Raw genomic sequence first — 17,541 nt, 5'->3', positions numbered from 1 at the left:
ACGGCGGGCGCCGATGACGTCGACGCTGGTACGGCCGGCGGCCGTCAAACACGCCGCACCCCCGGCACGTAAACGGGGCGACGGCCGGCTCGCGCTCGTCTTCCTGGCTCCCGTCCTGGTGGGGTTCGGGGTGTTCTACCTCTATCCGGCGGTACGCGGCGCCTGGTTCTCGATGACCGACTGGAACATGCTGTCGGAGCCCGAGTTCGTCGGCCTCGACAACTACGAGCGGCTGGTCGGCGACCCGCTGTTCTGGAACGCCATGAAGGTCACCGGGTTCTACGTCGTCATGACGGTGGTCGTCCAGGTTGGCCTCGGGCTGCTGCTCGCGGCGCTGCTGCACAGGCTGACCCGATCCCTGGTGGTCAGGACGCTGCTCGTGGTGCCCTGGCTGGTTCCGGGCGTCACCACCGCGCTGCTGTGGATGTGGCTGCTCGACGCCAACCTCGGCTTCGTCAACCACCTGCTCGTCGGCCTCGGGCTGGACAACCAGGGCTTCCTGACCTCGCCCGGCCTCGCGCTGCCGAGCATCTCGCTGATCAACTCGTGGAGCGGGACCGGCTACACCGCGCTGCTGCTCTACGCCGGGATGCTGCTGATCCCCAAACAGATCTACGAGGCGAGCGCGATCGACGGCGCGGGGGAGTTGCGGCTGTTCTTCAAGGTCACGCTGCCGCTGCTACGGCCGATCCTGGCGTTCGTGCTGGTCATCTCGCTGATCACGGCGGTGCAGGTCTTCGACACCGTCGCGGTCGCCACCAAGCCGGGCGGCGGGCCGGTCAACGCCACCCGGGTGATCTACTTCTACATCTACCAGCGGGCCTTCACGAACTTCCAGATGGGCTACGCCTCGGCCATGGCGCTGACGCTGGTGCTCGTGCTGGGCGTGCTGACCTTCGTACAACTGCGCCTTCTGCGCGCCTCGACCTCGGACCTGTCATGAGACGCGCACTCGGGTGGGCCTGCCTGATCCTGGCCATCGTCATCTCGCTGTTCCCGCTGTACTGGATGATCAGGACGGCGATCACGCCTGGGAGGGAGCTGGCTGGGGACAATTCCGGATTTTTCCCGCAAAACCCTACTTTGTTTAACTTTGAGAGGGTTCTGGGGCTGGTGAGCCCCGAGGAGTCGCGGGCGGCCGGGGGATCGGGTGCGGAGCTGGACTTCTTCCGCTATCTCGGCAACTCGATCGCCTACACGGGCCTGATCACGATATTTCAGACTTTGTTCTGCGGAATGGCCGGCTACGCCTTCGCCCGCCTGCACTTCTTCGGGCGCGACGTCCTGTTCGGCCTGTTCGTGGGTGCGCTGATGGTCCCGCCGATCTTCACGCTGCTGCCCAACTTCGTGCTGGTCAAAGAGCTGGGTCTGCTCGACAGTACGGCCGGCCTCGTCGCCCCGAGCCTGCTGATGACCCCGTTCGCCGTCTTCTTCCTCCGCCAGTTCTTCCTCGGCTTCCCCCGCGAGGTCGAGCAGGCCGCGCTGATCGACGGCGCGACCAAATGGACCATCTTCTGGCGCGTCGTCCTGCCCATGACCAAGGGCCCGCTGTTCACGCTCGCGCTCACCACCGCGGTCTGGACCTGGAACGACTACCTGTGGCCCCTGCTCGTCGCGCCCGGCGAGGACACCCGCGTGCTGACCACCGCGCTCGGCCTCTTCCTGAAGCAGTCGCCCAACACCCACCCCGACTGGACGGGCCTGATGGCCGGCTCGGTGCTGTCGGTGATCCCCGTGCTGCTGCTCGTGGCCGTCTTCGGCCGCCGCCTGGTGGATTCGATCCAGTTCTCTGGAATGAAGGGATAAATCATGAAGCGAGGCATTTTGGTGCTCGCACTGCTGGCGGCGGCCGGTTGCGGCGGCGCCCAGCAGACTCCGGGCAAGGTGACGCTCACCTACGGCCTCTGGGACGACATCCAGCAACCCGCCTACCGGCAGTGCGCCGACGCCTTCACCCAGGCCAACCCCGACATCACCATCAAGATCACCCAGCACGCCTGGGACCAGTACTGGCAGAACCTCACCACCCAGATGGTCGCCGGCGGCGCCCCCGACGTCATCACCCTGCAGGCGTCCTACTACCCCCAGTTCGTCAAGAACGGCCAGCTCCTCGACCTCCAGCCCATGGTCGAAGCCGACAAGGTGGACCTGGCGCAGTACCGCCCCGGCCTCGCCGAATCCTGGGTCAAGGACGGCGGAAGATACGGCCTGCCCAAGGACTGGGACACCATGGCCGTCATCTACAACACCGACCTGGTGAAGAAGGCCGGAGTAGACCTCTCGAACCTCACCTGGAACCCCGCCGACGGCGGCACCTACGAGAAGGCCATAGCCCGCCTCACCATCGACAAGAACGGCAAACGGGGCGACGAGCCGGGCTTCGACAAGACCAAGGTCGCCACGTACGGCATGGTGCCCGAGCTCAACGACGGCTCCCTCGGCCAGAACACCTGGGCCAACCTGGCGGTCTCCAACGGCTTCTCCTTCATCGACAAGAACCCGTTCGGCACCAAGTACTTCTACGACAACCCCAAGCTGGCCGAAACCGCGGCCTGGTACCGACGCCTGATCGAAAAGGGCTACGTCGCCCCCTACGACAAGACCAGCACTCTGGGCACCGACGCCGTCCTGGCCTCCGGCAAGGGCGCGATGGGCGTCACCGGCTCCTGGATGATCACCACCTACCTGGGGGCGAAGGAGGGGAAGTTCGCCTTCGCGCCGCTGCCCAAGGGCCCGCTGGGCCGTAAATCCGCCATCAACGGCCTGGCCGACTCCATCTACGCCGGCACCAAGCACAAGGACGCCGCCTGGAAGTGGGTCAAGTTCCTCGGCTCCGCCGCCTGCCAGGACATCGTCGCCAAGGCCGCCGTCGTCTTCCCCGCCATCACCTCCTCATCGGACAAGGCGCTCCAGGCACACGAGGCGGCGGGCCGCGACGTGAAGCTCTTCGTCGACCAGGCCAACGACAAGGACGGCACGTTCCTGCTCCCGGTGAGCGACCACGCCGACCAGATCAACGAGATCGTCGGCACCGCGCTGGAACAGGTGTGGCTGGGCCAAAAGGACGCCCCCTCCGCACTCACCACGGCCAACACCCAGGTCAACGCCCTCTTCGAAAGGGGATGACATGAACCTCCTCGCCCTGACCTCCCTCTTACTGACCACCCTGCTGAGCCCGGCTCCCGCCGACTGGGTCCCCTCGACGTCGGACCGCTGGCAGTACCAGCTGCAGCCCACGGCCACCGGGGCTGGAACGGTCGGCGGCATCCGCCTCAACCTCTGCGCCGTGCCGTACACCGGAGGCGCCTGCGTGAAACCCAACGTCTACAACATCGACCTCTACGGCCCCGACAAGGTGACCCCGAACAAGACGGCCGTCAACGCCATCCACGCCGCCGGTGGCCACGCCATCTGTTATGTGTCGGCAGGAAGCTGGGAGGACTGGCGCCCCGACAAGAACAGCTTCCCGGCCTCCGTGAAGGGCAACGACCTCGACAACTGGCCGGGCGAGAAATGGCTCGACATCCGCAAGCGCGACATCCTGCTGCCCATCATGAAGGCCAGAGTCGCCAAATGCGCCCAGGCAGGCTTCGACTCCGTCGAATTCGACAACGTGGACGCCTTCCAGAACAAGAACACCGGCTTCCCCCTGACCGGCGCCCACCAGCTCGCGTACAACAAGGCACTGGCCGACATCGCGCACTCCCACGGATTGTCCGTAGGCCTGAAAAACGACCTCGACCAGGTGGACGCGCTGGTCGACTGGTTCGACTACGCGGTGAACGAAAGCTGCCAGGCCTGGGACGAATGCGAAGTCCTCGACACCTTCCTGGACGCCGGAAAGCCTGTCTTCCAGATCGAGTACACCGACGAAGGCGCGTCGGCTCGCGAATCCTGCCCACCCGCGAACACCGCCTCCCGCAGCACCATCCTCAAAACCCTCGCCCTCAACGCAACCCCCTGGACCCCCTGCCGCTGACCAAGGGAATGCCGAGCCGCTCGAACATGTGGTTGGTCTCCGGGTCTTTCGAGAACAGCACCGCTCCGGACATTCCCCTGGTGGCCAGGACCCGATAGGTGTTGCGGACCAGCTCACCGAACCGGGGCGCGCCATTCACCTGGGAATCCTTGTTCGCCTGCCGGTTCGCCTGCCATCCCTCGCCCCTCCAGACCAGATCCTCTCCGAAGATGACGCCCGCGTAGTCGTACTCGAAGCCCTGAGCGGTGTAGATGCAGCCGATCTGCCCGAACCCCGCCGGGTGGGTGGCCCAGAGACTGGACGGAGGGACACCGTTCTTCTCCCGCTCGGAGCGCGAGTTCCAGGGGCGGCGCCAGTCACCGATCTGAACGTCCTCCACCAAGGTCCCGTCAGCCAGAGGGTCGCTCCACGGCCAGCAGAAGCCGGCCGCCATCCGGGCAGTGCGGCCCTCACCCTGCCTGGCGCGTAGAAAATCCTCCATGTCCGCGGGAGTACGGGCGACATACAGCTCGAAGGTCTCCAGAGACTGCCACTGTTGTGGCCCGTGCTCCCACCCCAGACCCAGAAGCTGCTCCACCCAGGCGACATATTCCGGACAACCCCCGCACCGGAACTGGTGGCGCAGGTCGATCTGCTGAACCCTCACCCCCATGTCGTTCGCGGCGTCATGGATCAGCCGAACGGAGCCCACCTCGCCACGGCGTACCAGTTGGTGCTCATCGAGCAGGAACACCGGTACGGCGGCCGCCTCGATCAGCTCCTGCACCTGAGACCGTTCCCGCCGCGGGCCGTCGAAGTGGCGGCGGCGGTCGGACGTCTCCCGGAGGCGATGGGCTTCGTCGCAGATCAGAACGTCGATGTCATGCGGTGTCGCATGGGTGTAGCTGTTGAAGTAGGAGAAGCTGCGCGCGGCCCGGCGGTTCACCTTCTCGACGTTGTCGCGCAGGGTCAGCGTGAAGGACCTGCTCCCGGTGGCGTGCACCGCACGGATGCCGTGCCGGTTCAGGGTGCCCAGCAGTTCCACGGCGATCACGCTCTTCCCGGTGCCCGGACCGCCCACGATCAGGACCGCCTCCTTGGGCGCGCCCCGCTTGCTCGCGTTCACCGCCGCCCGCACGTACTCGTAGGCGTCCCGCTGCTCGTCGAGCAGCGGAAAGACCGACCGCTCGCACACACTCTCACTCACCAGCGGGTACGCGGCTCCGTGCACGGCGTTCGGGTTGAGCGCTCCGAGGAAGTCGCACATGTACTCGCAGTAGCGGCGTACCTGCTCGGCCGGGTGAAGCTGTTCCCCGCCCGGCATGCCGTCCACGATGACCAGATGCTCACCCAGTTCGGACGGCTCCGCACGACTCCACTGCTTGAGCTCGACGACGACATAGGAGTCTTCGCCGGTACGCGGATGGACACCGGCGAGCACCACGTCGGCCCGCCTGCTGGTGAGCGGAAGCTTGTACTCCACCAGCATCTCGACCCTGCGCAACCCCGCGTCGGCCAGATCACGGGCGAGGACCGGCAGGCTCCGCTGCCAGGACCTGACCTCGGACGGGGAAGCACGGCGCCCCGTCGTCACCCGCACGTGCTCGGCGATCACCTCCGCGAACGCGGCCTCGTTCGGAGACACGAGCAGGTTCTCCACAGACAGCCGCAGCGCCGTCACAGATCGTCCCCCAGGCAGCACGAAGTCGCTCGTGCGGGTGGGGGCGTATCCGCTCCGGCCGAAGCCGGACGACCGCGGAAGCCCGTCGGGCCGCATCACATGGTCATCAAAAGCGTAGCGGCGCGAATGCCGCAGCGACACCGCCTGCGAGACTTGAGCCGCCCGCGGCGGCGGTCGTGGTTTATTGAGCACATCGACAATCGCGAACAGGTGGGAGCTCATGGTCCCTCCCGGGGAAGCCCAGCATGCGCTGGTCACCATCGCGCGAATAGCCGAAGAGCAGGGAAATGCCCTGGAGCGGACATTTCACCTCTTCGGTGACGGGGCCTTGCTGGGGCCCGGTGCGGCGCGAATGTTCCAAGGCTTGACCGAACGCTACGCGATTGTCCGGCAAACCTTTCTCCGGGCCTTCGACGACGTCGAGCGAATCGCGACGGCCGAGGGAAAGCCGGCCGGAGTCGAGCGTCCGCGTTTCCGCCCGGCTCCGGTGGCTCCTCCGCCGTCTCCCGGCGGGTACGTGGGCGGCTCGCCCGAACTCATGCAGGCGCTCGACGCCGAATTCGGCCGCGTGGGGAGAAACTGGCAGGACGCGGGAAGCGAGCTCTCCGCGGCGCTGTCCAGGCTGGGCCTGGCCACGGCGGCGGGGCAGGCGGTCGCGACGGCCGGTGGGTGGCTTCTCGAGCAGCGCGACGACCTCCGGCGACGCCGTGCCGAACTCCTGGAGACTCCATCGGAGACACCCGTGCCCACCCTTGGCCTGGTCCCCCTTCTCCTCGGCGCACGGAGCCGAGCCGGCTCTCCGGTGGAGGACCTCGCGGAGCAGGCGACCTCGCTCCTCAACAAAGGGATCGCGTGGTACGGAGACTTCTGGGCGGCCAACGTCGGCAGGCTGAGCGTGAAGCTCGGAAGACCGGAGATCGGCGACGTGGCCCAGCAGTACGTCGACAAGATCGCGGAGCCGTTCGTCCAGGGAGCGAACGAGGGAGGCTGGGCGCTGATCAAGGGCGCGTGGAACTGGTCGCAGCTCGGCCTGATCACTGACCCGTCCGGGTATCTGGACCGCATGCGCGGGGCGGGAGAAACGGCCGAGTTCGCCAGACGGCAACCGGTCGAGTTCGCCAAGGCACTCGTCGATCTGGAAACTCTGCAGAAGGATCCCAGCCGCTGGTTCGGCCGGCTCCTGCCCGACATCATGCTCAGCGTCGCCACCGTGGGTGTGGGCACCGCGAACCGTTTCCACACAGGGCTCGGTAACGGCGGTCACCGCGGGACCTCACCATTCCAGGATCCGACCATCACGCGTCATGCCGGTAACGCGAAACAGAAGGAGTTCGACGCGAACTTCGCCGACATCAAGAACGTTAATCCGCAGTTCTCCACGCGGGCCTGGGAATACAGCAATAATTGCCAGAGCTGTGTCGTGGTCGTGGATCGCGTTCTCGGGGGTTCGTCGCCGATCTCTGCGGTTCCGTACCATCCCGCACACCCGTTCAAATGGCCTGGCGGTGTGACCGACAGCGTCGGGGGCGGACGGGCGTTCCGCCTGGTCAAAGACTACGACGAGATCGTATCGGAGATGCTGCGGTCCGGAGACGGCGCCCGCGGAATCGTCCACGGCATACGCGTCGATCCACGGACTGGAGTCCCTCGCGCGGGTCACGTCTTCAACGTGGTGAACCGCAGTGGAAAGATATACTTCGTCGACGGTCAGTCCGGCACGTGGGCGACGCCTGAGACGTATTCCCGCATCGAATTTCTGCGCACGAACTAGCCGGGAGGAAAAAGCGTTGGACATCGAGCAGGCCAAAGCGCTGGCCGAGCAATGTCTCGCACGCTTCTCGACCGCCGAGGAGCCGTTGGCCTTTTATGGCGACGAAACCATAGACGACCTCGGCTGGTGTTTCGTCTTCCCCTGGAACACGGCACGGTTCGTCGAGACGCGCGACTTCGCGCACGTGCGCGGCCCGGGGTACGGCCCGATCGTCGTGGTCAAGGGCAGCGGTGACACCTGGATGATGAACGGCCTGCCCGAAGATCAGCAGCTGGCCGCCTACGCCAAGGAGCACGGCCTGTCTCCGTGACGGGAGCGGCTCTCATGGAGTTCTTAGGTGGGCTTTATAGCGCTTTTCGCTCATTTTGCTGACGATGGAGCGATGGAGCGCGTGCCGCAGGATGCCGGGCGGGTTCGGTGGTTCGTCGTCGCGGGCGGCGCCCTTCTGGTCGTGGCGGTGCTGGCGTACTGGCTCGGGAGCATCAGGGGAGGCGATGGTGAGGCCGCGCCCGGGCCGAGTGCGGCGCCGACGCCCAGTGCGACGTTGACGACGCCCGAGGTGTTCGAGCGGGTCGGGCCGTCCGTGGTGGTGATTCAGGCCGGCAAGGCGTTCGGGACCGGGATGATCGCGGCCGAGGACGGGACGATCCTGACGGCGCACCACGTCGTCAAAGGCGCGAAGGACGTCACCCTGACGTTCGCGGACGGGACCAAGGCGAAGGCCGTCGTCGCGTCGTCGAATCCCAAGCGGGACATCGCCACCCTCAGGCCCGAGAAGCTGCCGGAGATCGTCGTTCCGGCCACGCTCGGGGGCGCCGTCTCGGTGGGTGCGCCGGTGGTGGCGATCGGCAATCCGCTCGGGCTGACCTACAGCGTCTCCACCGGTGTCGTGTCGGGCTTGGATCGTACGTCCAAGGAGGGTGATCTGAGGGGGCTCATCCAGTTCGACGCCTCGGTCAATCCGGGTAGTTCGGGCGGTCCTCTGCTGGATGCTCGCGGGCTGGTCATCGGGGTCGTGGTGTCGATCGCCGATCCGGGCGGCGATGAGGCGTTCGCCGGGATCGCGTTCGCGGTGCCGATCGGCGTGGCGCTGGGCGGCGACGAAGGCGACGGCCCGCCGGGCGGGCCCCAGATCTGAAGGAAGGCCATGACCCATCCGCTGGAACAGGTGTTGTTCGAGGTCAAACGTACGATCGTCGGGCAGGACGTCCTGCTGGAGCGCATGGCCGTGGCGCTGATCGCCGACGGTCATCTGCTGGTGGAGGGCGTGCCGGGCCTGGCCAAGACGCTCGCGGTGAAGTCGCTGGCCGCGGCGATCGCCGGGAGTTTCCAGCGCGTCCAGTTCACGCCGGACCTGGTGCCCGCCGACCTCGTGGGTACGCGGGTCTACCACCAGCACTCCGGCGAGTTCCGTACCGAACTCGGCCCGGTCTTCGCGAACCTGCTGCTGGCCGACGAGATCAACCGCGCCCCCGCCAAGGTGCAGAGCGCCCTGCTGGAGGTGATGCAGGAGCACCAGGTGACGATCGGCCGGGAGACGTTCCGGGTGCCGGAGCCGTTCCTGGTGATGGCGACGGAGAACCCGATCGAGTCCGAGGGCACCTACCCGCTGCCCGAAGCGCAGGTCGACCGGTTCATGATGAAGGTGGTCGTGGACTATCCGACGCAGCCGGAAGAGCAGGCGATCGTCGCACGGGCGCTGCGCCCGCCCGAGCCGCCGCAGCCGACCGTGACGGCCGAGGACCTGATCGCGATGCGGGCCCGTGCCCAGCAGGTGTACGTCGATCCGGCCATCGTCGACTACGCGGTACGGCTCGTCGCTGTCACGCGGTCCCCCGCGACCGCCGGACTGGGCGAGCTGGAGCGGTACGTCACCTACGGCGCCAGCCCGCGCGCGTCCATCGCGCTCGTCACGGGCGCGCGGGCGCTGGCGTTCCTGCGCGGCCGCGACTACGCCCTGCCGCACGACCTGTCCGAGCTCGCCCTCGACGTGTTACGGCACCGCCTCGTCCTGTCCTACGAGGCCCACGCGGACGACGTCGACCCGGACACGATCATCACCAGGGTGCTCGGCGCCGTCCGGGCACCCGACGTCGTCCTCCAGAACCGCTGAACCCCATGGCCACCGCCCCCGAGAAGCTCCTGCTCCGCCTGGAGTGGAAGGTCGTCCGCAGGCTCGACGGCCGGCTCCAAGGCGCCCACCGCACCGCGCATCGCGGTTCCGGGATAGATTTCACCGGTTTGCGGGCGTACACCGACGGCGACGACGCTCGCCACATCGACTGGAACGTGACCGCGCGGCTGGACGAGCCGCACCTGCGGGTGTTCACCGAGGACCGCGAGCTGACGGTGTGGCTCGTGCTCGACCGGTCGGCGTCGATGACGGCCGGGCCACCGGGGCGCGGCAAGCACGACGTGCTCGCCGAGCTGGCGCTCGTCCTCGCCCGGCTGTTCGGCAGGGGCGGCAACCGTGTCGGCGCGCTGCTGTTCGACGCGGGGGTGCTGCGCGTGGTGCCGCCCGGCACCTCCCGGCGCCACGCGTTGCGGATCGGCGCCGAGCTGGTACGCACCGCCGAGGCACGCGGCGCCACCACCACCGACCTGGCCGAGATGCTCGATGCCGCCGGACGGCTGGCGCGCCGCCGCGCACTTGTCGTCGTGCTGTCGGACTTCATCGGCGACGGCGACTGGGAACGTTCGCTCCAGCGCCTGGCCCGGCGGCACGAGGTGGTCGCCCTGCGGATCACCGACCTCGCCGACGATGTCCTCCCCGAAGCCGGGCTGATCGTGGTCGAGGACGCCGAGACCGGCGAGCAACTCGTCGTCGACTCCGCCGACCCGCAGTTCCGGGTCCGATTCCGCGCCGCCGTCGACGCCCGCGACGCCCGGCTCACCGCGGGCATGCGGCGGGCCGGCGTACCCGTTCATCGCGTCGGCACCAACCGCGACCTGGTCGAGGCGCTGGTCGAGGTCGTAACCCGGACCCGGGACCGGTCGCCATGACCCTTTCCTCGCCGCTGCTGCTGGTTGTCGGGCTGCTCGTCATGGCGGCGCTCGCCTGGGCGGCCGTCGTCACGTCGCGCCGCCGGGCGGCGTCGCTCGCGCGGGCCGGGGTCGCCGTGCCGGCGGGGCGCCGGCCGTACCTCGGAATAAGTCTGACAATCACCGGCGTCGGGGTTCTCGCGATCGCCACCGCGGGACCCGCGGCCATGGTGCCGGTGCCGCGGACGGCGGGCACCGTCATCCTCGCCATCGACGTCTCCAACAGTATGGGCGCCGACGACGTCGCGCCCACCCGGCTGGCGGCCGCGCAACGGGCGGCCCGCGCGTTCGTGGCGGCGCAGCCCGACAGCGTCGACATCGGCGTTGTCGCGTTCGAGCGGGGCGCGCTCACCACCGCCCGGCCCAATGCCGACCACTCCGTCGCGCTCAAGGCCATCGACCGGCTGAAGATCACCGGCGGCACCTCGCTGGGGACGGCCATCACCGCCTCACTCTCGGCGATCACCGGCAAACAGGTGGCCATCGGCCGCGACATCGGCTACTGGCCGTCCGCGACGATCGTCATGTTCTCCGACGGTCAGAACCAGGGCGCCGACGTCGAACCCGCCGCGATCCTCGCCCAGCGCGCGAACGTCCACATCCACACCGTCGGCGTCGGCACCACGGCCGGGACCACGGTCAAGGTCGACGGCTACCACCTGCAGACCTCGCTCGAACAGGACACCCTCACCTTGATCGCGCAGACCACCGGCGGCGCCTACCACCCCGCCTCCGACACCGCGCGCCTCGACGGGATCGCCGACACGATCGACCTGCGGCTCACCGTCTCCGACGAGCCGTTGCCCCTGGCCGGCGGGCTGATCGGCCTCGCCCTGGTGCTCCTCACCGCGGGCGCCGCGCTCACCATTCTCCGGTCCGGGCGGGTGATCTGAATGACGTTCTCCTGGCCGTGGGCGCTGCTGTCCGTTTTGGCCATCCCGCTGATCTTCGCCATCCGCGAGTGGGCCCGGCGCCGCCGCCGGCGGGCCGCCGTCCGTGTCACCTCTCTTGCTCTGGTACGCACCGCGTTGCCGAGCCGTACCCGATGGATACGGAAGATCCCCCCGGCACTCTTCATATCCGGACTCGCGCTCCTGGCGGTGGGAGCCGCGCGGCCACAGGCGTCCGTGCCGGTGCCGTCCACCTCGGCGACGATCCTGCTCGCGCTCGACACGTCCGGCTCCATGTGCTCCACGGACGTCGACCCCAACCGCATCACCGCTGCTCGGAAGGCCGCGGCGCAGTTCATCGAGTCGCAGCGGGGCGGCCCGCGCATCGGCCTCGTCACGTTCGCCGGAAACGCCGGCCTGCTCGTCCCGCCCACCGACGACACCGATGCGCTGATCGAGGCCCTGGACGGTCTGTCCGTCTCCCGTGGCACCGCGATCGGTCAGGCCATGCTCGCGTCGATCGACGCGATCGCCGAAGTCGACCCCTCGGTCGCCCCCACCGGAGCGGACGTCTCCTCCGGCTCCGGCCCTGGTTTCGCCGGTGCCGCGATCGTCGTGCTCACCGACGGGGCCAACACCCAGGGCGTCGACCCGCAGATCGCCGCGCAGGAGGCGGCGCTTCGCCGCGTCCGCGTCTTCACCATCGGCTTCGGCACCACGAACCCGGCGCCGATGGTCTGCGACAACTCCCAGTTCGACGGGCGCGGGTTCGGCTGGGGCGGCGGCGGACGCGGTGGCTTCGACCGCGGCCGCAACCCCCGCACCATCGACGAGCCGGCCCTCAAGCAGATCGCCCAGACGACCGGCGGCTCCTACCACCGCGCCGAGAACGCCGGCCAACTCCAAACCGCCCTCGACACGCTGCCCGGCAGCTTCACCGTCATCCGGCAGAAGGTCGACACAGCCGCCTACTTCGCGGCAGGCGGCGCCGTCCTCATCGTCTTGGCCCTGTCGCTGTCCCTGTGGTGGAACCGCCCCCTACGCCCCGTATAGACGGGCGATGTCCTCCGATTCGGGCCAGCCGCTATAGGTGGGCGACTTCGGCCAGCCCTCGGGCGAATCCTGCCATTCCTCCTGCCGTCCGTAGGGCAGCAGGTCGATGAGCGGGAAGCTGTAGCTGATCTGCTCCGTACCCCGGCCGCTGGTGTGCCAGGTCCGGTAGACGGTGTCGCCGTCGCGCAGGAACACGTTGACCGCGAACCCTTCACCCGGACCCGCGCCGACGTCGGCGCCGAAGGGGCTGTTCGCCGTGGAGTACCAGGTCATCTGGTTGCCTACGCGCCGTTTGTAGGCGAGTGCTTCGTCGATCGGGCCCTGGGTGACGATGACGAACCGGGCGTCGTAGTTGTCCAGGAAGTGCAGGCGGGTGTACTGCGAGGTGAGCCCGGTACAGCCGGAACACTGCCATTCGCTGTCCGGGAACCACATGTGGTTGTAGACGATCAGCTGCGTCTTGCCGTCGAAGATGTCCGATAGCCGGATCTTCCCGTTCTCGCCCTCCAGGATGTAGTCGGGCATCCGCACCATGGGCAGACGGCGCCGCTGCGCGGCGATGGCATCGAGTTCCCGGGTCGCGGCCTTCTCCCGGGCACGCAGCTCGTCCAGCTCACGCTGCCAGGTGTCGGCGTCTACGACGGGCGGAAGTGCGTTGGCGCTCATGGGTTCCCCCATTGATCATTGCGGTGACTTGCCGTGCACAGAGGTAGACCTACCCTGATGGTGAAATTCATCGGTGGGGGTCAGGTCAGCAACAGTGGCCTTAGCCCGCGGATGAACTCGACGGCATCCGCCTGATGGTCGCGCCCCGGGGCGCCTCGCACGATCTGGACGACCAGCAGCTTCTTGCCGCTCTGGGTCCACGCCATCGCCTTCCCTCCGACGACGGCCCCATCGGTGTCCCTTATCGTCGCGCTGTAGCCAGGCGCTGTGCCGACGGGTAGGTCCGCGCCGCCGTCCTTGGCTTTCGTGTATTCAAGGCTTTCCACGGTGGAGGGGGACGGGTCGTGCAGCTCGATGGTCATCGACGCCTTGTCGGAGAGTCCGGGCGAAGCGGCGACCACGCAGTGTGAGAAGCGGGCCGGTGACGTTGAGCCGCTGGCGTAGAAGTTGTCCATCCCGATCGCGCGGCCGATGGCTTGGCGCGAGACGACTCCGCACTCCAGGGGAGGTGCGGTCGCGCTGCCGAGAGGGCTTCGGTCCACAGGCGGAGTAGACGACGAGCACGCCGCGGTCACGAAGACGACCACGAGCGAAACGGTTCTTGGCCGAACTCTCATTCCGCTGCTTTCGGGTAGGGAGGTACGTTCAACTGGAACCCTCTCCACACGGATATGGCGGTCTCATTGAAGACCCCGGAAGCGTCTGAATGCTTCAGCCACTCGTCGTAGGCGCCGGCCTGGGTCGAATTCATCTGATCGAGCGGGATGATCTTGCCGCCTACGAGGAAGTCGCCGCCGGAGCTCTTGGCGTAGTTTTCAAAGGCGTAAGGGTGAGTGGAGCCTGGCGTCGTCGCCTTTCCGAACAGCTCATGTCGCAGCATCGCGTCGGCCGTCAGGGCGGTGAACAGATCCTGGCTCTTGCGCAGTGTTTCCTCGCCCTTGCTGCGCGCTGCGTCGCCCTCGGTGTACTTGAGGTGATCGCTGACGTTCGCCTCCAAGAACTCGTATCCGGCGACGACGGCATCCCCTGCGGGCGTCAGCGCGAGCTTGAGTGTTCTGCCGACGGCGTCATTGAAGGCCTTTCTCCGCTGATCGTTCTCGTCCGCCTCGTTGATGCCGGTCAGGTTGCCGGCGTCGACGACAAAGGAAAGCGTCTTGCTGAGAGTGTGAATCTTCGCGTCGAACAGCTGCTTTGGAGCGGTGGTCATGTTCTGCGTGAGCAACTGCTGACGGTACGCATCCTGCTCGGCCTGCGTCGCGGACGGATGGCTCTTCTGCCATTGGGAGAACGCTGTATCGATCTTCTCGCGTATCGCCGCGCCTTCGGCGTCCATGACCTTCATGCTGTACTCGCCATGTCCTTCGAGCACCGTTTTCAGCGCTTCAGTGTCCGTGAAGGTCCAGGTCATCGCCTGCTTGAGCGCGTCGCGGTCGAACATGGCCCCGTGGGGTTGCCTGCCGGGCAGGTTCATGTCGGTATCCGGCAGCCGGGTGACACCCGGTGGTTCGCTCACGCCGGAATTGGCCACTCGATGAACGTCACCCATGTAGGCCGAGAAGATGCGCGCCGCGTTCTGCCGCGTATCGGGAAGCCGAGCCTGAACCTTCGGGTCCGCCCAGAAATGGACCGCCCACGACGCGATCAAAGCCGACTTGTAGCCTCGTGAGCCTCCTTCCTCCTGGCTGTGATCGCGGAAGGTCGTCGTCGCCGCCTCGATCGCTCGGCCGAGTTCTCCGCTGCCTTCGCCCCAGTAGTTGTCCCGCATCAGGAAGCCCAGCGGCCGGCGTACTGGGTCGGTGAAGAAGTCCTGCGCGACCTTGGGGTTCCTCGCCAAGGCGGCAGCGAGCCCGGGACCGAAGCCGACGATTTTCTGCTGTTCGGGAGAGGGCTTCCTTGCATTGTCGAAGACCTTGTTGGCGATGTCGCGAAGGAACGCGTCGTCGAAGGTGCCGTAGCGCAGGAGCTTGTCGATGATGTCGTTGTCCGGCGCCGTCCATTCGGACGCGATCAGCTCGTCGGCATAGCCTTTGGGCAGTCTCATGTTGCCCACGCCTCGCGAAGCCGTACCGAGAGTCACGCTTAGTGCCGCAGCGAGCCGATCCGTAGCTGATGCCGGTGGGTCCTTCCAACCGCGGTCTCGGGAGTAGGGGTCTTTGGCGTAGAGGTCTTTCAGCAGTGCTTTGAGCTCTCGGGGCGGCATCTCCTTGGCGAGAGCGACAGCGAAGTAGGGATCATGCTTGTGCTTCTCCAGCAGGTCCAGTGTCTCGCGGGCAGGCGCTGTCTCGCCGTCTCTCCGGGCCTGTCGAAGCCGATCGGCAAGGGACTTCGCGACTGCCGCGCCGCTCGCCGGTGAGGATGACGGCCAGAGCGTCTCGTCAGCCCAGGTCACTCCCTTGTCGAGCCCGATCTTCTGGGTGGAGACGATGAGGTCCAGTCTTCGCTGTAGGTCGGGGACCTGCTCACCAATTTGGAACCCGATGTCTCTCAGCAGGCCCGGCCCCGGCAGGCTGGTGCCGAGCTGGCGCAAGGTGCTGTGGATTTGCGCATCGGCCGCCGACCATGACTGTGCAAGGCGCTTGATCTCGCCGATCAGCTGGGTCATGAGTTCGGGATCGATACCGACTCGATTCGGGGATGGATTCACTGGGGGAATCCCCCCGGGGGCCAGTCCGGCCGCGGTTTCCAGGGTGGGAATGCGTCTCCGGCAGGATCGTTGGCCTGCGGGCTCACAGGCGTGGAGTCGACCAGCGCGAGGGCCCTGCGGAAGACGCTTTTGTAGGCTGCTTCCCAGGCTTGGCAGTCCTTGATCAGCTTGTCCGCCGCCCTGCCCTTCATGGCACCGCTTTCGAGCAGGGCGATGAGCTTGTGCACGTCGTTGGCATGCTGGTCGCGCAACTGCTCGATCGTGCGTCGGGCCGCCTCGATCTGCTCCTGTGTCGCCATCATCCGACATCCTTGACCATTGAGGACGATGATCTGTGGGACCTATGTGACGCTAAGGGGTAATGAGAAGGACGTCGAGGTGCGCTGCTGAAGCCGCACCAATTCAATGAGTTGTACTACTCAGGATGCCATCGACTGGCCGCGTCCATGATCGTGGTGTAAGAGAAGACCACTCGTAATCCGGCGAATATGCTGAAAACCGCTAAGCGGTAATCGCCTCAATATTCACTTTAGCATCATTTGTCTCGTTCGGCGTGTCGGCGTTCTTGCGGCATTCGGCCAGGACCTCCACACCCATGTAGCGGCGCTGCTCGGTCCATTCGTCGTTCTGCTCGGCCAGCACCGCGCCGACCAGCCGGATGATGGCGTCTCGATCAGGGAAGATGCCGACCACATCGGTCCTCCTGCGCACCTCCTTGTTCAGGCGCTCCTGGGGATTGTTGGACCACACCTGACGCCAGACGGCCTTGGGGAAGGCGGTGAAGGCCAGGATGTCGCCCGCGGCCTCATCCAGACGCTTCGCGGCCTTGGGGTACTTGGCCTCCAACACCTCCACGACATGCCGGTGCTGGGCGTGCACGGAGTCGGCGTCGGGCTGCTCGAAGATGGTGCGCAGCATCGTGTGCACCCACGGCTGAGCCGCCTTCGGCACGCACGTGCCCAAGTTTCGGGCGAAATGCGTGCGACACCTCTGCCAGGAGGCGCCCGGCAAGGTGGCGGCGATCGCGTCCCGCAGCCCGGCGTGACAATCGCTGGTGACCAGACCCACGCCGGACAGGCCCCGAGCGACCAGGCCGCGCAGGAACGCCAGCCAGCCCGCCCCGTCCTCGGAGGAGACGACGTCCAGGCCGAGGATCTCCCGCTGGCCGTCGACGTTGACGCCGGTGGCGATCAGGCAGTGCACGTTCACCGTCCGGCCGCCTTCGCGCACCTTCTGGGTCAGCGCGTCGATCCACACGAAGGTGTAGGGGCCGCGATCCAGCGGCCGGGACCGGAAGGAGGCCACCATGTCGTCGAGTTCGGCGGCCATCTTGGACACCTGCGACCTCGACAGCTTGGTGATGCCCATCGCCTCGGCCAGCTTCTCCACCCGGCGGGTGGAGACACCCAGCAGGTAGCTGGTAGCCACCACCGAGGTGAGCGCCCGCTCGGCCCGGCGCCGCTTGTCGAGCAGGAACTCAGGAAAGTAGGAGCCCTGCCGCAATCTGGGGATCGCCAGCTCGATGGTGCCGGTCCGAGTGTCCCACTCGCGCGGCCGGTAGCCGTTGCGGGAGTTGGTGCGTTCGCTGGAGACCTCGCCGTAGCCGGCCCCGCACAGCTGCTCGACCTCGGCGTCCATCATCCGCTGGGCGAACTCGCGGATCATCGTCCGGAGCAGGTCCGGGCTCGCCGCCGACAGGGTCTCTTCGACGTAGCTGCCGTGAGCAGGCACAATGTTATTGACGGTCACTTCGTCCCCTTCGTGTCCTAAAGAGCAGATCGAAGGATTACGGAGTGGCCGTCACTTGTCACATGGATCTCTCCAGCGACCGGCTCG

General features: G+C 67.0%; 17 protein-coding genes. 11 read left to right on the top strand and 6 right to left on the bottom strand.

The window, feature by feature from the left end:
* Positions 1-13 precede the first annotated feature (13 nt).
* From ACFWYW_RS17425 to ACFWYW_RS17410, 4 genes are read left to right on the top strand one after another with little or no spacing between them, the layout of a single operon-like run.
* Positions 14-943, top strand: coding sequence for a carbohydrate ABC transporter permease (locus ACFWYW_RS17425; RefSeq protein ID WP_379619963.1), 930 nt, complete (start codon positions 14-16; stop codon positions 941-943).
* Complete coding sequence (locus ACFWYW_RS17420; protein WP_379619961.1) at positions 940-1,806, top strand: carbohydrate ABC transporter permease; 867 nt, start codon at positions 940-942, stop codon at positions 1,804-1,806. Before ACFWYW_RS17425 ends, ACFWYW_RS17420 begins: the two co-directional genes overlap by 4 nt.
* Positions 1,807-1,809: 3 nt before the next feature.
* Positions 1,810-3,126: an ABC transporter substrate-binding protein gene (locus ACFWYW_RS17415; RefSeq protein WP_379619959.1), complete on the top strand. Its 1,317-nt coding sequence runs from the start codon at positions 1,810-1,812 to the stop codon at positions 3,124-3,126.
* 1 nt (position 3,127) lies between these two features.
* On the top strand, positions 3,128-3,979 hold the full coding sequence (locus ACFWYW_RS17410) for an endo alpha-1,4 polygalactosaminidase (RefSeq protein WP_379619957.1): 852 nt from the start codon (positions 3,128-3,130) through the stop codon (positions 3,977-3,979).
* Here ACFWYW_RS17410 and ACFWYW_RS17405 read toward each other — a convergent pair.
* Complete coding sequence (locus ACFWYW_RS17405; RefSeq protein WP_379619955.1) at positions 3,948-5,603, bottom strand: DNA/RNA helicase domain-containing protein; 1,656 nt, start codon at positions 5,601-5,603, stop codon at positions 3,948-3,950. The genes ACFWYW_RS17410 and ACFWYW_RS17405 overlap by 32 nt on opposite strands.
* A 400-nt stretch (positions 5,604-6,003) precedes the next feature.
* On the opposite strand from ACFWYW_RS17405, the gene ACFWYW_RS17400 reads away from it, so the two are divergent.
* From ACFWYW_RS17400 to ACFWYW_RS17370, 7 genes are all read left to right on the top strand, one after another.
* Entirely contained in the window at positions 6,004-7,410 is a 1,407-nt protein-coding gene (locus ACFWYW_RS17400) for a toxin glutamine deamidase domain-containing protein (RefSeq protein WP_379619953.1), read from the top strand.
* Between the two features lie 16 nt (positions 7,411-7,426).
* On the top strand, positions 7,427-7,720 hold the full coding sequence (locus ACFWYW_RS17395; RefSeq protein ID WP_379619951.1) for a YrhB domain-containing protein: 294 nt from the start codon (positions 7,427-7,429) through the stop codon (positions 7,718-7,720).
* A 72-nt stretch (positions 7,721-7,792) separates the two neighbouring features.
* Positions 7,793-8,548, top strand: coding sequence for a S1C family serine protease (locus tag ACFWYW_RS17390; protein WP_379619949.1), 756 nt, complete (start codon positions 7,793-7,795; stop codon positions 8,546-8,548).
* A 9-nt stretch (positions 8,549-8,557) separates the two neighbouring features.
* Positions 8,558-9,523 carry an AAA family ATPase gene (locus ACFWYW_RS17385; protein WP_379619947.1) on the top strand — a complete coding sequence of 322 codons (966 nt, stop codon included), beginning with the start codon at positions 8,558-8,560 and terminating at the stop codon, positions 9,521-9,523.
* Between the two features lie 5 nt (positions 9,524-9,528).
* Positions 9,529-10,413, top strand: a complete 885-nt coding sequence (locus ACFWYW_RS17380; RefSeq protein WP_379619945.1) for a DUF58 domain-containing protein — start codon at positions 9,529-9,531, stop codon at positions 10,411-10,413.
* A complete protein-coding gene (locus tag ACFWYW_RS17375; protein WP_379619943.1) occupies positions 10,410-11,345 on the top strand; it encodes a VWA domain-containing protein in 936 nt (311 codons plus the stop codon). The genes ACFWYW_RS17380 and ACFWYW_RS17375 overlap by 4 nt, the downstream gene beginning before the upstream one ends.
* Entirely contained in the window at positions 11,346-12,395 is a 1,050-nt protein-coding gene (locus ACFWYW_RS17370; RefSeq protein ID WP_379619941.1) for a VWA domain-containing protein, read from the top strand.
* Here the strand turns inward: ACFWYW_RS17370 and ACFWYW_RS17365 are convergent.
* The 5 genes from ACFWYW_RS17365 to ACFWYW_RS17345 all read right to left on the bottom strand — a co-directional run bounded on the left by ACFWYW_RS17365 (position 12,381) and on the right by ACFWYW_RS17345 (position 17,454).
* The gene (locus ACFWYW_RS17365; protein ID WP_379641009.1) at positions 12,381-13,061 is read right to left on the bottom strand and encodes a DUF899 domain-containing protein; all 681 of its coding nucleotides are present in this window, start codon (positions 13,059-13,061) and stop codon (positions 12,381-12,383) included. The genes ACFWYW_RS17370 and ACFWYW_RS17365 overlap by 15 nt on opposite strands.
* An 80-nt stretch (positions 13,062-13,141) precedes the next feature.
* Positions 13,142-13,648, bottom strand: a complete 507-nt coding sequence (locus ACFWYW_RS17360; protein ID WP_379619937.1) for a hypothetical protein — start codon at positions 13,646-13,648, stop codon at positions 13,142-13,144.
* A gap of 26 nt (positions 13,649-13,674) precedes the next feature.
* Positions 13,675-15,663 carry a hypothetical protein gene (locus ACFWYW_RS17355; RefSeq protein WP_379619935.1) on the bottom strand — a complete coding sequence of 663 codons (1,989 nt, stop codon included), beginning with the start codon at positions 15,661-15,663 and terminating at the stop codon, positions 13,675-13,677.
* A 38-nt stretch (positions 15,664-15,701) separates the two neighbouring features.
* Positions 15,702-16,007: a hypothetical protein gene (locus tag ACFWYW_RS17350; protein WP_379619933.1), complete on the bottom strand. Its 306-nt coding sequence runs from the start codon at positions 16,005-16,007 to the stop codon at positions 15,702-15,704.
* 199 nt (positions 16,008-16,206) lie between these two features.
* Entirely contained in the window at positions 16,207-17,454 is a 1,248-nt protein-coding gene (locus ACFWYW_RS17345) for an IS256 family transposase (protein ID WP_379619931.1), read from the bottom strand.
* Positions 17,455-17,541 lie beyond the last annotated feature (87 nt).

This window comes from Nonomuraea sp. NPDC059023, from assembly GCF_042740095.1.
GTDB lineage: Bacteria > Actinomycetota > Actinomycetes > Streptosporangiales > Streptosporangiaceae > Nonomuraea.
The sequence above is the reverse complement of the archived record's forward strand: the minus strand, read 5'-3'. Positions and strand labels throughout refer to the sequence as shown.

Bases quoted from the DNA above. Each gene is read 5' to 3' on its own strand.
- ACFWYW_RS17425 (WP_379619963.1), top strand. From the start codon at position 14: ATGACGTCGACGCTGGTACGGCCGGCGGCCGTCAAACACGCCGCACCC.
- ACFWYW_RS17420 (WP_379619961.1), top strand. From the start codon at position 940: ATGAGACGCGCACTCGGGTGGGCCTGCCTGATCCTGGCCATCGTCATC.
- ACFWYW_RS17415 (WP_379619959.1), top strand. From the start codon at position 1,810: ATGAAGCGAGGCATTTTGGTGCTCGCACTGCTGGCGGCGGCCGGTTGC.
- ACFWYW_RS17410 (WP_379619957.1), top strand. From the start codon at position 3,128: ATGAACCTCCTCGCCCTGACCTCCCTCTTACTGACCACCCTGCTGAGC.
- ACFWYW_RS17390 (WP_379619949.1), top strand. From the start codon at position 7,793: ATGGAGCGCGTGCCGCAGGATGCCGGGCGGGTTCGGTGGTTCGTCGTC.
- ACFWYW_RS17385 (WP_379619947.1), top strand. From the start codon at position 8,558: ATGACCCATCCGCTGGAACAGGTGTTGTTCGAGGTCAAACGTACGATC.
- ACFWYW_RS17380 (WP_379619945.1), top strand. From the start codon at position 9,529: ATGGCCACCGCCCCCGAGAAGCTCCTGCTCCGCCTGGAGTGGAAGGTC.
- ACFWYW_RS17375 (WP_379619943.1), top strand. From the start codon at position 10,410: ATGACCCTTTCCTCGCCGCTGCTGCTGGTTGTCGGGCTGCTCGTCATG.
- ACFWYW_RS17370 (WP_379619941.1), top strand. From the start codon at position 11,346: ATGACGTTCTCCTGGCCGTGGGCGCTGCTGTCCGTTTTGGCCATCCCG.
- ACFWYW_RS17365 (WP_379641009.1), bottom strand. From the start codon at position 13,061: ATGAGCGCCAACGCACTTCCGCCCGTCGTAGACGCCGACACCTGGCAG.
- ACFWYW_RS17355 (WP_379619935.1), bottom strand. From the start codon at position 15,663: ATGACCCAGCTGATCGGCGAGATCAAGCGCCTTGCACAGTCATGGTCG.
- ACFWYW_RS17350 (WP_379619933.1), bottom strand. From the start codon at position 16,007: ATGATGGCGACACAGGAGCAGATCGAGGCGGCCCGACGCACGATCGAG.